The organism is Sulfitobacter sp. GN1-4 (assembly GCF_055693825.1).
This window is the reverse complement of record NZ_JBVFUQ010000003.1, coordinates 1,494,587-1,509,379: the sequence shown is the minus strand read 5'-3', so window position 1 is coordinate 1,509,379 and position 14,793 is coordinate 1,494,587. Positions and strand designations below refer to the sequence as shown.

The window sequence follows — 14,793 nt, the reverse complement described above, 5'->3', positions numbered from 1 at the left end:
CCGCCGACACGCGAAGCGGTCCTTCAACTTTGCACAGCGAACGACTGCTTCGAGCCCAAACGTATCCTTAAATGCATCGCGGCGAACGTCCGTTCTAACCGCCAACGCGCTGAGTTATAGCCGTGTCTGTGCTCTCAAACGCATTGCGTTCATTGATCGTTTGGCTGTTTTGTTCGCACAAAGGACGTACACAAATGGAGCAAAAATGAGAAACATCGAAGAGACAGCGGAGTGGGCCGAGTATGAGCGGCTTACTTCAGAGGTAAAGAACGGGCATGAAACGATCCGGAAGCTAAATCTGGCAATAGGCGGCGGATCCGTCTTCGCTATTGGAGTCGCATGGTTTTTTCACTTTGGTGCAGGAGCTCTACTGCTCGCTCTCGTTTTGTGTATACCGCTACTTTTGCGGGCCGGAGAAAAAGCGCGGATACGCACATTGTTGGCTGAGCGGAAGTCACTCGATATCGATTAGCGAGAACCTTTTTGATTTCCGATTTAGGCTTATGGTTGATGAGTTTTGGCGGGCGTTTTGTGACTCGCGCCGCGCCGCTATTGGGGTGGTGATCAGAGCGCTCGGACTTTATCCATAACTCAACAAAGGAGCCTGCTTTGAAGGAAGATGGATCCTCGGAGGAATTGCGGGAGGCGGAACCAGGTATCGGTTTTGAACTGCGTCTCAAGGCCGTTGATGTTCTTTTGGCGAACGCGTACCGCGAAGCAAGTCTATTCTGGGTTCGTAATTCAGTCTTCCTGGTGGTGAATGTCGGCGCGCTTGGTTGGGCACACGGCAGTGTTTTTTCACAAAGACCAATGAATGGCTTTGTCATGTCGTCTGATATCATTTTGTGTGTTGCTGGTATTTTGCTGTCTTTGATTTGGCTGCTCGTGAACAAAAAAGGGCGACACATTAATCACCTTTTCGTACGGGACGCGCGCAATCTGGTTCGCCGGGACCCTGAATTGGAAGCCGCGTTCCGTGAGAGCGTCGCTGGAGTTCCGTCGGACGGCGGTGAAAGCTCGAATAAAGCACTTCGGGCGCGGGCTTCGCAACTCTTTTCATCACCGACCGGTTTGAACTACATCTTGATCTACGGGTTCTTGGTAGCGTGGCTGGCGATGCTGTATGGCTTGGTCTATAAGGCCGGCTGGATTACAATCAGCTTCGCTCGGTATCATACTTAAAGTACTGAGGCGTGCGGCGCCCGAAAGCGGCCATTTGGCCGATGACTGGATTGTCCGCTTATCAGATGTTTGGACAGTCCGCAGCGAATGGCTGCTTGGAGCCCAACCTGTCAGTTCGGAATTCTCGCTGCGCGCGCTCGCAGCACGGGATTTGCCGCAGATGCTCGGTCCAAGACGATGCGCGGCGGCAGAGATCGCTGCCATTCGTTCACCGCGCCGCGAGGATTTTCAGTGCAACTCACAAGTCGTGGGTTTTGCTGACTTACGTTGCATCTGCGCCATTGTCGGCTTTGGATGGTAGGCGCTGCTAAGCCAACTAGGTCGGAGGCTCGCAATAGCCGAACCAAGCTCGACTCAATGTAGCGTTTTTGGCTCGCGCGTTGAGCACAAACATCTGGTTTCCAAAGTCGTAGTACCAAAACTCGGAAGGGTAGTTCTCAAATCCTGCTTCTGTCATGGTCCAGCACAACAAGCGGCGTTAAGTAAAGCGGCATGATTGGGCCCGATAAGACCACACTTGAGCGCCTGCTCCAGTTGGTCTGTACCCGCCCAAGACTTCAATCCTGTGAATAGAATATCGCCTGAACTGCGTCACACACTAATTTTGAAAGCTGGTTTGCTTGTTCTCCCTGGAAAAAGTTGTGACCTACGGCTTCGATGAAACCAATCTTGGCCTCATCAAAGAAACTCTAGGCCAGCCGATGATCCACACACACATCGTCAGTCCCAAATACAGCAAAGCCCAACCATGAGCAAAAAAGAGCCACGGCGAAAAGGTTTTTAGAGACATCCGCCGAGCCACGCGCAAGCAATATTCAGCGGAAGAAAAGCTCATTGGTGCCGGACAGACTTGAGAACCGGCACTGACGACAGCTGCAACCCCGTTGCGTGGCCTATCTGGCTGGCAGCGGCACAACCGGCAGTTCTGGCGACTTAAGGTTCTCAAGCAGTTCTGTGCGTATTACCCGGCCTCGGCCGCGGCTGTATTGGGTGAGATCATTGCATCTTCAAGGCAGCCTTTGACCACGGCGAAGAACCGTTCCAGCGCAGGGTTTTGTTGCAGCACGGTGATTGTCCGAGTGCGGATCGCAGGTTGGTCTCCCGATTTTCGGAATGTGCCTGCTTCGCTGGTTTGTCCCTCTTGCTCTTCCACGATGACGTCGATTTCCCTGGCCTCCGTGACCGCAGTATTGAACAACTGCACCAGGTTGGAGAAATCCGCCAGTTCGCGACTGGTGCCGTGCAGCGTGCGGTATTCCACTTCGCGCATCGCAAGTACCATTGTGAAAGAGGCCAGCCTGACCGGGACGCCAGTCGTCCGCCCAGCATTCTCCGTGTTTGCCAGATCGACTTCCAAATAAAGCGACCCGGCCATGGCGATACAATTCATCCGCGACGCGCCCGTGTAAAGCGCCTCTACAGCCGATTTTGGGGTGCCCCGCATGCCCACCTGTTGAACAGTCACCGCGTCAACCGCGCGTTTTGCCAGAACAGTATCTGTCGCACCGGAAGCGGCGCCCGAGACGACAAGCCCCGCCGCCCGAATAAGGCCTAAGGACAAGACGTCTTGCGTGCCTTGCGTTGTCCTTGCGGCTTTTGCGAAGGCGTCAGCCTGATGGAAGGCCAACCGGATTGCGCCTTCAATCTTACAGTTGTTCGGATCTTTTGGACATTGCGCAACCGCGCGCATTTCGGCGTAGTTGTCAAGCCGCTTGTTCTTCAGGTGAACGTCATTTTTTCGGGCGGCATCAAGGTAGAGCTCGGCACAGCCCGAGGTCACCAGGGCGCAGAGCAGTGCCATTAAATTTGTGAATTTGAGTGTCATGGACTTGGTTCCAGTTCTCTAAAGTGTCGGAATGACCATCCCCGCCGGAACCGGCCCGCTTGTTGCGACCCAGATGCGGCAGAGAGGACAGGGAGTGCCGGCCCGCGCACGCGTTCTTGTGCGCAGGCCGTGCTGGTTCAGGTGCGAAGCATGCCTGCCAGGGCGCCTATTCCGGCGGAGGTCACCGCGATCACCCATTCGGGTGTGTCCGTTGCATTTTCCTGCCTGAGCAATGCGAAGGCACCGATGATGGTGATCAGCAATGTCAGCCCGACAAAGATGACCGCCGCCTGGTAGATGAACACATTTGGCAGCGTCGGCGCGTTGTCACGGATCTCTGTATCCGCGGCGCGCAGCACCTCGGTCGGTTTTGCATCAAACATCGTTTTCAGATCGGCGTCTGCTTCCAGCCGTTCGACAAGGTCGCTGACGGTTTTTATGCCTTTGATGTCCTGCATCCTAGCCTACCTCCGGTTCGCTTGGGCCGTCGTCCACGATCCCGTATTCGGCCACGTCGCGTACCCACCAGTCATGCTCATCAACCACGTTGCCCGACGTGTCAGTGATTTCTGCCCACGTATTGCGGCCATCGGTCATCAGCATGATGCTGTCGCCATCGAAACTCTTGAGCGACAGGCCCAGACCTTCGTGGTAGGTTGACATCTGCTCTTTCAGGATGCTGATCGCGATGCGTTCGCCCATGCGCAGGCTGTCGTAGTAGTCAGAGTAGTAGTGCACTCCGGCGATGTTGCGCCCGATCGAGATATTGGCCGCCAGTTTGTCGAGTTCCTGGCTCACCGTGGTCTCGGTACTGCCCTGCGTATTGGCGGGTATCAGTTCATCATCGGCGTCTGCCGCAAAGAACTCCGTCGCGCCTTTGACCGCTTCGAGGAACTTCGCATCACTGTCGAAGAAGGCCTTTAGGACGGTCACACAGGCACCGGCGACGGTCGCATGCCCGGCACCGTAAGCCGGGTGCATGGGTGAACCCTCAATGAAGGCCATCGGCAAGAGGAAGTTCTTATCTGAATGGATTGGCCCCAAATCCTCTGCCGTGCTGTTTTGCTTGGCGTTGTGCTGGCGGATCCAATCCAGGATCGATCCATTACGCAAGGTGCCGGACTTGGTGTCAAACCCCAGCTCCCGCAGCATGCTTTCCAGCTGTTTCACGGCGCCATCATCCATACCCGAGGCATGCCCGTTGGCCACCTGCGTCAGGCGGGCGGCAATCACCTCTGGCCGTGCGCGGCGGTGGACCTGGAATTTGGTGCGCCGCGCAGCGCGCAGGCCCCGCGTTGCGACCTCTGTCACCAGGCTAAGGATATGCGGCGGGCCCCAGGTCGCGAAGCCTTCGCTGTTTGCGTTGCGCTGGCTGAGGATCGGCGTGCCCGGGTCAGGCGCAAGCTCATTGCCGACAAGGATCAAGCAGGCGTTCAGATAGGCCTGATAGAGGGCGTCAAAATGCACGTAGCCGGCCAGATCCCGCGGCGTGTGGATGCGGCGGAAGCCCAGGTGCGCGGGCTGATCGAACTTAGTGCCCTGCTGCGCGGCAAGCCATCTTTCCCAGGTCGTCATGAAATCGATCCCGCGTTCCGGGTAGAACTGGGCCTGAGTCGTCTTTTGCAGCCCGTAGCTGATGTGGCCGTCGCGCGGGTCACCGCCGGAGTTGCCGACGCCCGACCGGTTATGCGTGCCCAGCAGCATGAACTGCGAAATGTAGGGGCCTTGCTTGGCGCCCGGCGTTGAGCCGCGAAAGAGCGTACCGATTGTCAGTCCCAACTCGGATGAGGCCCAGGCGGCCTTGCGGCGGCGCTGTTCGTGTTTGGTCAATGTCTTTCCAAAAAAGCCAAAGGGTTCGCCATTTGTGTCAAACCAGCTGAGGCGGCGCAGCTCTTCGACCAGATGACCAACCGTGACGGTCTCCTCGTCTTTTTTGAGGCCCTCGATTTCTTGCTTGGGGTTCTCCAACGCCTCAAACGGGATATCGCGGGTTAGGGCCATGGCGTATACGCTGGCCATTTCGGCGCAAAGCTCGCTCGCCCCCAGTTTCGGCGCGGGCGCCATGGCCACCGCATCCGGGTCTGCGCCGATGTCGTTGAAGTAGACCCCGGCAAGCGGACTTTCCCATTTCCGGTTTTTGGGTGCCGCCGCAATCGTCAGCCCGGCCATTGCCACGTCGCCGGTGACAAGCGCTTTGCGGAATTTAGCGTAGGTCGCCTTGTCCACGAGCCCTTCATCGTCGTGTGGCAGACCCTTGGTAAAGCTGGCCGGTTGGCCGTGGGGGTAGTTTGCCTCGTCACCGTTGTCGGTGGCATTCAGGATTGGCAGGTGCCCGGATTGATCGGCGGCCTCGGCTCGGCGGTCTTTTGCCTCTTGGCGCCGGTCGCGCCCGGTTGGCAGGTTCGGGGTGGTCATGTCATGTCTCCCTATTGCGGGCGCCGCCCTTTGGACCTGCGCCTGCTTTTTGAAATTGACCACGGTGGCCAGGCCCCCGCAGGTCGCCAGCGCGCGAACGCCCGCCAGTTCCGCCACCTTGAAGGCCAGGCGTTATAGCAGCGGTATCGCAGCGTTAAACGGCCGTTAAATCTTTCAGAAAAATGTGAAAAATCCGCGAAGCGCGAAAAGAAAAAGAGCCCGCGTGGGAGTTCAGGCGCGGGCTCTTGCTGCTCGATCTTGGCGGAGTGCGGGTGGCTAAAAGCGCCTGCGCCGCACTCGCATCCCCTGACCTGGTTCCGTCACCCCATAGCTTTGCGGGTAAGGCAGTCGGCCGACGCCCATCTTCAAAGGCACCGGGTCGTGGTAGTGGTCCGGCTTCTCGGTGGATATTTCATAGGCCCGCGCTTGGGTCTGCAGCCAGGGTTGCCCCACCCGCGTATCGGGATTTTGCAACAGCGCATCAACCATCTTGCGCGACGCCAGTGCGGTTGCCACGCTGGTCCCGTTCAGCGCCAGCGCCGCACCGTCACGCGGGCCCGCGCCCAGGACGCCAAAGTGCACGTTCCCGTCTTCGCAGGGCAGCGCCGCATCCACATCCGACCTGTTGTGAACCGCCGGGGGGCCTTGGAAGCCCGTGGCCGAATAGCCAGCCGAACAGCCGCTTGAGGTGTGAAACCCGCCCACCATCGTTACATAAGGTGTGGTCGCAAGCGCATTGTGGGTTCCGATGCGCCGAATTGGCCCCTCATCAAGGGGCGTGTGCGGATCATCGCAGGCAAAGCTGTCGATGACATGGCCGCCTTCGTCATGGGTGCGGTAGCGCATGTCGTCGAAGTAGGCCCGTCTGGCGTTCTGCATAAACGGGCCATCAAAGAGGTCCGCCTGGATGTAGGCATCAAAACGCAGCCCGTCGGTGATGCCCTGAAAGTCAAACTTCCAGCGCCCGGCAAGGGCAAGGGTTGTGTCTTTCGGTGGTGGTGTGTTGTCTGTCACGGGCGCGTCCAGCGAATAAAACACCAGTGTCGGGGCAAGCGCCGCGACAACCCGCAACCGCATCCGTTCCGGACCGCGCAAAGCCGAGCTGCGCATTTCATAGTAAACCCGTCCGTAGACTTTACCCCCACCGGCGCGCGTGAGATCGACCATCTTGGTTTCGTCTTTTTTGGGCTTTTCCAGATGGACACGCACAGCCGGCCCGTCAGGCGGTTGCACGTTCAAATAGAAGTCGTCGAAAAAGTCGGAGTTGCGGGGGAAGGTTTCGGACCAGAATTCAATGAAAGTAGAGGAATGGTCGTTCGGCTGCACTACAACTTCGAATGGGTCGTGGCCGTCTGGCCAGACCGTCAGGTTCGCAGCTATGCGGTCCAGGTTCGAATTGCCGGCGGGCATGTTCACGTAGGTTTTTATGGGCAGCACTTTGGGCCTGTTACTTGCCTCGCCCGCTACCTTTTCCGCAGCGCTTTCTTCGTTTGGCCAGTGCGGATTGGGATGCGGAGTTTCCCGCGACCGTTGCCGGATTTGGTTGCGGATGGACCGCTCCATATCAAGTGAACCGTCTTTCGGCCCGGCCTCAAACCCGAAAGAAAAGTTCACCACGATCGGAAACTGGTGGTCTTTGCCAAATCCCTTTGCCGCTGAAATCTCATCTGCGATGCGGATGATGCGCAACAGGCCCAGCACCGCGTGATATTGCAGAAAATTGCCGCTGTGCCCGTGAAAGAAGAGCGGCGGCAAAGACACGGCAATCACATGGCACCGGGGCTTTCTGCCCGACAGCTTGGCCCCGGGCTGTCCGGGTTCGATGCCGCCTGCGACATCCAGCATGTGCGTGCCGTGGGACATAAGCGTTTGCAACTCTTTACTGCCCTCCCAGATCGGCTTGTCCGCGTCCACGGCGCCGATGTCGCGGTTGAAGGCATCCTGATCGAGGGGCTTCCGAAGGCTGTTACTGCTGTGGTTTTTGATCAGTTTCTCGATCCGGGCGTTGGAATATTCTTGACCGAAGGGCAGATGCTTGCCGCTGCCCTCGGAACTGGCACCCTGAAACCACGCCGCCAAAACGCGGCTTTTGCCGTTCTGAAACCGTAGGCGGTGGTGCCCCAGAGCAAAGTTAGTGTCGATGACGCCGAGGATGACATCGTTGGCTTTTATGTGCGGGTAGTCTGATGGCGTCGCTTTCCAGGCGTCCCATTCGGTTTCGTTGAAGTCCTCGTTGAAAGCCCCCGCGGGCAGGGGAACATCGAAATTAACTTCCGGGCTTCGTTTGAGTTGGAAGAAACCTCTGGAAAGACCTAAGAACCCAAATGGGCTTTGATCCTCGCTCTCTTTGGGCCTGCGTCGGCCTTCGGCTGATCGCCACCAATCCACATAGGGATCGGTCAGGTCCACCGGTGGGCGACCGTTTCCTTCTCGGCGTGCATCCGCCATGTCACCACTCTTCCTTTGCGTCTTGCCAAAGCTGCCGGGCGATCGGCAGCGGCGCAAATGCGGCGCTGGATTTTGTGATCTTCTCGGTAGATTTCCCAAGCTCTTTAAAATTGCTCAGCAGGAAATCCTGGTTACTGAGGATTATTTGTTTGCTGTCATTATGTATCCGGATCTTCCGAGGTGCGTCTGCGTTCCCGCCGTCAGCTTCAGCGCCCAGGCTGTAAATCAGGTCACCCAGAATAACACCGATGAACGCACCCGCGCGGCAATCGACGGGGAAGTGCACGCCCGCCACAACCCGGTTGGTGGCTATGCGGTGAGCCAGCAGAAACGGCATGTCCGGCTCACTGCCGTCAAAATGGACCTGGCCCGTTTCACCGGCTTTTGTTCCGCGCATGAAGCGGTCCAGAACAGTTGCGATTGCAAAGGCCTGGATCGCGTGACCGGCCGGGAAGGACGAATGATCCGGCGTCTGGATTAGCGGTTGCACCTCTGGCGCATAGTCGATGGGCCTGTTCTGGCGCAGGTAGAATTTCATCAGCATCGACACGTGGATCGCAACCGACAGCGTCACCGACAAGTAAAGCAGTGTTTTCGCCCGCCGCCCATTGTCCAGATAGGATTGCGCCCCGAAAAATGACAGCAGATCAGCCAATTGCACTTGAATTTCTGGCAAACGGTCGATGCGCAAATCCGCGTAAGCCCGCACCCATTGCAGCTGACTTTCAAATTCATCGACCTTGGGGCTTTGAAGATCTGCCAGCTTCAGTGCGGCAGGGGTGCCATCAATTTGGTGTGTGAAAAACAGCTGTGCCTTCGCCTGATCCGTCTTTGGGTCCGCGACGGGCTGGCCAAAAACAGCAAGGCGGCTGCGCAATTCGCAGTCCAGCAGCAACGCCTGGGTCGGCGTGCGCAGCTTGTCCAGATATTCGTTTGTGCCTGGCAGCGCAGAGGGGCAGTTGGTGACCGATCCGGGCCAATAGTTTAGCAAGCCGTCGCGCGTGCTGTTCAAAGCGGAGCTTAGGAACGGAGACGCGGGCGATCCCGCATGCTTGCTGAGAAACACCTGACCTGTCAGACCTACATCACCGGAGCTGCCTCCTCCCGGGCCCACGCCCGGCCCGACACCGGGCCCAACGCCCGGACCTACGCCTGGTCCCACCCCCGGTCCTACTGAAGTTGCCATTATCGCCTCCCGTTGAATTTCTCTAAAATCAAGACCGGGCAGGTCCAATTGTGTCAATGGGCACACACTTGCGCCTCCTTCCTTTTAACGCATTAATAACGCTCAGTTGTTGGAACGGCGGATTATTGGGTGGCTTTGGGGTGGCTTTGACCGCGAATTGGGGGAAATTTGCATGAGCGTTACTGCTCAATTGACGGGTCCATTTCGGATGGAATCCAGCGACGGTACAAATTTAACGCCGCGTTCCGCCAAAACCTGCGGTCTTTTGTTATTGCTGTTAACTGCCCCCAACGGTTGCCGGGAACGGGCGTGGCTTCAAGACAAGCTTTGGAGCGATCGTGGCAAAAGCCAGGGTGCCGGCAGTTTGCGCCAGGCAATCCACCAATGCAAATCAGCCCTTGGGCCCCACAAGGCGCTGCTGACAGCCACAAAATTGCGGGTGGCCTTGGACATTGATCAGATCATGCTTCTGCATGACCATCACGGCGACTTCGCCGAAGGCCTTGATGTCCGTGACCCAGAGTTTGAAAGCTGGTTGGCCATCGAACGGTCTGTGCGGGCAGACCGGGGGCCCCCTTGCGTGCCAGCAATTTGCCTTCTGCAGGGTCAGCCCAACAAAGGCCCAAAGTTACGCTGGCCATTGAAGCGGCACCGAGCGAAAACCCGCTCGCGCAATGGTTTGTCGAAGTTTTTGCTGATCAATGTGCGTCTTTGCTCGATCAGGTTATGGGCGCGGATGTGGTGGTCTCTAACAACGCGGTGACAATCGATCCCGAATTCCGCCTTCACCTTACGGCTGTTGAGGGTGAGGGCGGATGGTTTTTTCTGCGTGGACGGCTCAGCGAAGCACCCGTTAATGTTCAGATCTGGTCGGGTTATCGAATTTTGAAGTCCTTGAAGGTTGATCCCGGTCAGGACCAAGAAGCGTCAAAAATGGCTTTCGAGGTTTCAGAAGCAGTGCGACACCGGTTGAATCGCCGCGAGACGCTGAGCGATACCGGCCCCCCTGCGCTGAGCGCAATTGCAATTTCAAACATGTTCGAAATGACGGAACGCGGCGCAAGTGCTGCGGACAGCATGCTGCGACAGGCCTACGCCCATAACCCGCGGGCATCCCATCTCGCGTGGCGGGCGCTTGTCCGTGTGATCCAGGTGTTCGAAGGTTATGCGCTGACAGAAAATAACGTGGCCGAAGAAAGCGAGGCGCTTACGTCGCTGGCGCTGGAACAAGAGCCGGGCAATTCTCTGGTTCTGGCGATGGTTGCCAACGGCATGAACTACCTCGAGAACAAGCCTGAGAGCGCATTGGCACACGCCCAGCGTGCGGCGGAAATCGGCACAGGAAACCCCTTCGCGTGGTGGACCCTGGCCGCTGTGCAATTATCACAGCAAATGCCCACGCAGGCATATGCAACGGCTGCCAAAGCCCGCCAATTGTTTTCCGGTTCATCCCTGGAGTTTTTGCCTGAATCCATTTTGGGTGGTGCCGCACTTGCGGTTGGTGACGAAGAAACCGCATTGGATCATTTTGAGAAATCCCACTCCTTCAGGCCAACTTTCAAACCAGCTTTGCGCTATGCTATCGGGTTGAATGCAAAACGTGGTCACATAAATAGGGCGCGCATTCTAGCCGCGAAACTCCTGTCGGCAGAGGATGACTTTTCGCCTGAACGGCTTGTGGAAGATGGCACGTATCCCACTTCGCTCCTTAGATTTGACAAGCGGTTGGACATAAATATTTTGCGCGACTTGGGCAGCGGACTGACCGGGAAAGAGCAGCTCTAATCCTTGCCCGGTGGCCACGTGGCCGGGGCGCGGCAAATATAACATCCAAAAAACTAACCTTAAAATTGTAGCCAAGTTTCAGGTCTTGCGCATCTAGGATTGGGGCTTGAGTAAATCGGTTCCCCAACGCACAGCAAATTATTTTAGGTTTTATGAAACTTAGCAAAGGTGGGATGACCGATCACCTCCGATGCGTCGGTCCTCAGTCGAAGCCACTATCCTTTTTGGACTTCCTGAATCTTCTCGTGGTCATGTGCATCTTCGATCTACCATTGCTGGGCTTAAAGGGACGTTGAGCACCCGGACCATACACAATGCCTTATTCGCTGCGGACGGTACGGTTTCAGACATTGATCGAATGTCCGCAGAGTCCGCACCGTTCCTGTCTAACACTGGATCCTTTGAAAGTGCGATGTCGGTTCGTGCCAAATCGGCCACCGTGAACGACCGCAACGACCACATGCGCAGCGCTACAACAAATGATGTGCGCGCCTGCGAACCAATCCTGCGTCAGCGAAGGCTCAAAATCGAATGACCGGAATGTCCGCTTAGCCGACGTCTAGCTGCGGCTCCGACCGCATGCCGTGCCCCTCGCCAATAACCGAAAGCGCGCCAGAAAACGGTTTCAGCAGCTCGAACGCCTCATCGGCCTCGCCGGTCAGCCATACTGCGTAATCATCAGGAGACAGGATCACCGGCATGCGATTGTGGTACTTGGACGCCAACTCGTTTGGCTCGGTTGTCACCATTGAAAAGACATGCTGATCAATCTCTTCATCGCCCAAAGAGCCTGTCTGGTGTTTCCAAATCCCGGCAAATGCAAAGCCTTCGGACCCAGGAACGTTGAACCAGTGATGCGTAGCAGGGTTACGGCCTGTAGCCTCTGAATACGATGTCGCTGGCACCAAGCAACGGCGGTTTTCAAAGCTGTCCTTCCACAAAGCAACTGACCTAATCTTGTCATCCCTCGTGTTATTCCAAGCTCGTGGTTTGAGCCACTTTCCTGTTTTCTTCGACTTGTTAGGTGTGAGGAATCCCCAAGACGAACGACGCAGCACGCGTGCTCCTGCCTCCACTGCGATAATCGGTGCCTCATACTTTGGATAGATCGCAGGAAGCGGCTCCATGTTACCGACATCCACGTTCGTCGGCCCGACGTCGAACATCTTACGCATGGCGTCGGTGGGCATGGTGTTGGCGTAAAGGTTACACATTCATAATGGGTAGCATGCGGGTCAGTGTTGACCAGACTTTTCTAGGTCCGGTTTGAGCCCAATGCAGCCTTCGTATTGGTGCTCCGTATCTGTCAAAAAAGGGCGGGAAGCGGTCGTTCACTGCTGGTGCATACCGATCAAGACACAAAAGAAGAAGCGGACGTTCGAACCGAAAGCTCGGCTCAGTACAGTGTAAACCGAACATTGAGCTTGCCCTCTGTTCGCCAATAATTCTCTGTTGTTTAGCGCACGTGACCATTCACTCAGGAAAAGTGATTTTGACCTCTGCAGCTAGATTGCTCATTTCTTCCAAAGGGCACTTATTGGCTACACGAAAGACAAATGAGTCGAAGGTGATGCTTCCCAAGTTGTATTTTGACTTAACGTAATGGAAAAGCATCGAAAGCCAAAACTTCCCACTGACAACTTCCGTGGAAGATGCCAAGCGAAATGCACTAAGTCGAGCATCGTCTAGGATGTTATTGGTAGGTTTGGGAGTACCAACGGCTGTACACCGATCCAGTACCGTGGCGGAGAATTTCGCGACGAGATCCGGGCAAACCTCCCATAAGGCGCCGTGCTTGCAAAATTTTTCTGGCTTCTGACTGCTGTTGGGAATTCCCAGATTCTCGAGTTGGACAAAGAAGAAAAACGCAAACAGCGCTCTCAAATCCTCTCCAATCTCAGGAATAATCTTGTGAAGAGATAATGCCAAACGAATGTCGTCACGTTTCTCCTTCGGATGAGACTCAAGGACGACCTCAACGAGTGCATCTTCTTGTAGGAAGTAATTTTCAATACAAAAGGCATCCAAATAGAAAACACCTTTGACTTCTTCTTTACAGCCCAACAAGTCATCAAAGTCCTTGTCCAAGAGATAAACTCGTTTTCCAACGTCAGAGTTCGCTGCGTCTTTAGCATGGTTCAAAACGGCGAGCTTGCCTCCTAAGGGGAAAATCTTCTCAAAATCTATGTCAGAAAAGAATTTCCTAAGTATCGCAAAATACAAATTCTCCTGGTCTTCGTCTTCAACGTAAAAGTAAAATTCGTTATAGCTGCGATAAAAGACATCTGCCGCAGCCAATCCACCCTGACTCCGTTGTGGAAATGATGTTTCTTTCTCATCCATGAAAATGCTTCAGAAAAATACGCAAGAAGGTTTGCGTCCTGCCACAATTTCAGGAGAGTGAGTAGCTACAAGAACCTGCGAGTTTGCCGGGCAAAGCTGTAGAAACGACTCCATGAAATCAGTTTGCCACTTGGGATGAAGAGACAGCTCGGGTTCATCAACGACAAATACCGAGCCTTCATCAGCTTCAAAAGCCATGAGAGCCAGAAGTATAATTATTTGAGTTTCCCCCGACGACAGTTTACTGATTGGCCGAAGTGGGCCTGCTGGAAGGCCGTCCTGTAGCTCTACGAACGCAAGTTGCCCGAGACTGTCGTCAGCAATGACCATCTTCCCACTATCTTTAAGAAAACGGTTTACTGACTTCATGTACGTACCCAAATGTTTGAAAGCCGTTGCGTTACTCTCCTCAAATTCATTGAAAGCACGAGCCAATTGCTCGACTCTCGAAAACTGAGACTGGATCAAGTCTACAACTTTCCCTGAATTATCAGAGCTTTCAGACACTTCATCACTGAGAACTCTGAAATACCTGAAGAACCTCGCTACTCGCTCTTCTACATCTTCGGAGGCTATTGATGCTGCGAGATAGCCTTTAACCTTTTCCTCAAGTTGTTCAGTGCTCTCTTGCGGCATCTGGAAATTTGTCAATGTCGGCTCATCACTGTCAGGGCTATGTAGCGCAGTCAGGATGATGCGTGATTTTAGTTGCGCATCGTTTTCTCGAGCAGCTTTACGATATTCGGCGTATTGCTGTCCAAAAATTTTCTGTACGTGAGACAAAGGAGTTATCTGTCGCCGTTTTTGGCTTGGCGTCCTTCTTACGGGACGTTCATAGTAGACTTCAGTATCCACTTCGGCAGTTATGGTTCGCTCAAGTGACACCACTGTTGGTTTCTTTAGGTTCTTGAGAAAACCCCATGCCTTCTCCTCGTGTTCCTCTGGCCTGAGATTGCGATACCGATCTTCGTCTTCATAAGATGGATCATCTGGATCGACCCGTATCGAAATTGGATCGAATTCATCGTTTTCACACTCCACATGAATCAGAACTTCAGTGTCGCTGCGAACTGCAAGTATCTCATAACTTTTAGACGATACCTCTAGCTTCAGCGACAATCGATCAAAGAAGTTTGTCGCAAGCTTTGGAATATTTGGAGTGAGTAGCCAGTCAATAACGCTGAGCGCACTTGTCTTGCCGCTGCCATTAATTCCTACAAGAAGGTTTAGGTCATCAAAAAATTCTAGTTCTAGAGTTAGTGTGCCAAATAGGTTGTCAATGCATAAAGAGCTAAGGCGCATAGGTACTACCCTTGCTTTTTGAAGTTTGACGTCACGGCATTCTATACCCCAATCTGTTGAGTTCTGCGAGCCGAAATTTCAATGGAATCCAACGTGTGCTCCACTGTTCCTAAAAATTGCTTCACAACACGTCTTTAAAGTCGGGGAAGGGCCGATGCCGGGCAAGGGCCTTAGGTAGTCGGAAGTCCGCACTGTCCGCGGATTCCCAGTTTACCTTACACTGGTTGTCGCGGGCGCAGCGAAAGTCCGTTTTGGTGAAGCTGCATCGCAGCTATTGACTGCTTCGGCTATTTCCGCTTTGGGCCGT

Annotated in this window: 13 protein-coding genes; 5 read left to right on the top strand and 8 right to left on the bottom strand. The window is 55.0% G+C overall.

Annotated features, from left to right (window positions below; all coding sequences use genetic code 11):
* Positions 1–205 precede the first annotated feature (205 nt).
* From ACZ1HM_RS07920 to ACZ1HM_RS07910, 3 genes are all read left to right on the top strand, one after another.
* Complete coding sequence (locus ACZ1HM_RS07920) at positions 206–472, top strand: hypothetical protein (protein WP_472742298.1); 267 nt, start codon at positions 206–208, stop codon at positions 470–472.
* 137 nt (positions 473–609) lie between these two features.
* Positions 610–1,182 (top strand): RipA family octameric membrane protein, encoded by a 573-nt coding sequence (locus ACZ1HM_RS07915; RefSeq protein ID WP_472742297.1) that lies wholly within the window; start codon positions 610–612, stop codon positions 1,180–1,182.
* 34 nt (positions 1,183–1,216) lie between these two features.
* Entirely contained in the window at positions 1,217–1,483 is a 267-nt protein-coding gene (locus tag ACZ1HM_RS07910; protein ID WP_472742296.1) for a hypothetical protein, read from the top strand.
* Positions 1,484–2,143: 660 nt separating this feature from the next.
* On the opposite strand, the gene ACZ1HM_RS07905 is transcribed toward ACZ1HM_RS07910, so the two are convergent.
* The 5 genes from ACZ1HM_RS07905 to ACZ1HM_RS07885 all read right to left on the bottom strand — a co-directional run bounded on the left by ACZ1HM_RS07905 (position 2,144) and on the right by ACZ1HM_RS07885 (position 9,056).
* Positions 2,144–3,007: a hypothetical protein gene (locus tag ACZ1HM_RS07905; RefSeq protein ID WP_472742295.1), complete on the bottom strand. Its 864-nt coding sequence runs from the start codon at positions 3,005–3,007 to the stop codon at positions 2,144–2,146.
* 137 nt (positions 3,008–3,144) lie between these two features.
* Entirely contained in the window at positions 3,145–3,465 is a 321-nt protein-coding gene (locus tag ACZ1HM_RS07900; RefSeq protein ID WP_472742294.1) for a hypothetical protein, read from the bottom strand.
* A gap of 1 nt (position 3,466) precedes the next feature.
* The gene (locus tag ACZ1HM_RS07895; RefSeq protein WP_472742293.1) at positions 3,467–5,422 is read right to left on the bottom strand and encodes a vanadium-dependent haloperoxidase; all 1,956 of its coding nucleotides are present in this window, start codon (positions 5,420–5,422) and stop codon (positions 3,467–3,469) included.
* Between the two features lie 276 nt (positions 5,423–5,698).
* Positions 5,699–7,870, bottom strand: a complete 2,172-nt coding sequence (locus ACZ1HM_RS07890; protein ID WP_472742292.1) for a hypothetical protein — start codon at positions 7,868–7,870, stop codon at positions 5,699–5,701.
* Between the two features lies 1 nt (position 7,871).
* Positions 7,872–9,056 carry a phosphatase PAP2 family protein gene (locus tag ACZ1HM_RS07885; protein WP_472742291.1) on the bottom strand — a complete coding sequence of 395 codons (1,185 nt, stop codon included), beginning with the start codon at positions 9,054–9,056 and terminating at the stop codon, positions 7,872–7,874.
* A 726-nt stretch (positions 9,057–9,782) separates the two neighbouring features.
* On the opposite strand from ACZ1HM_RS07885, the gene ACZ1HM_RS07880 reads away from it, so the two are divergent.
* Both ACZ1HM_RS07880 and ACZ1HM_RS07875 read left to right on the top strand, forming a co-directional pair.
* The gene (locus ACZ1HM_RS07880; RefSeq protein ID WP_472742290.1) at positions 9,783–10,841 is read left to right on the top strand and encodes a hypothetical protein; all 1,059 of its coding nucleotides are present in this window, start codon (positions 9,783–9,785) and stop codon (positions 10,839–10,841) included.
* A gap of 358 nt (positions 10,842–11,199) precedes the next feature.
* A complete protein-coding gene (locus tag ACZ1HM_RS07875) occupies positions 11,200–11,376 on the top strand; it encodes a hypothetical protein (RefSeq protein ID WP_472742289.1) in 177 nt (58 codons plus the stop codon).
* A 13-nt stretch (positions 11,377–11,389) separates the two neighbouring features.
* Here the strand turns inward: ACZ1HM_RS07875 and ACZ1HM_RS07870 are convergent, their stop codons facing one another.
* From ACZ1HM_RS07870 to ACZ1HM_RS07860, 3 genes are all read right to left on the bottom strand, one after another.
* Entirely contained in the window at positions 11,390–12,055 is a 666-nt protein-coding gene (locus ACZ1HM_RS07870; protein WP_472742288.1) for an SOS response-associated peptidase, read from the bottom strand.
* Positions 12,056–12,314: 259 nt separating this feature from the next.
* Positions 12,315–13,184 carry a DUF4435 domain-containing protein gene (locus ACZ1HM_RS07865; protein ID WP_472742287.1) on the bottom strand — a complete coding sequence of 290 codons (870 nt, stop codon included), beginning with the start codon at positions 13,182–13,184 and terminating at the stop codon, positions 12,315–12,317.
* Between the two features lie 9 nt (positions 13,185–13,193).
* Complete coding sequence (locus tag ACZ1HM_RS07860; protein WP_472742286.1) at positions 13,194–14,486, bottom strand: AAA family ATPase; 1,293 nt, start codon at positions 14,484–14,486, stop codon at positions 13,194–13,196.
* Positions 14,487–14,793 lie beyond the last annotated feature (307 nt).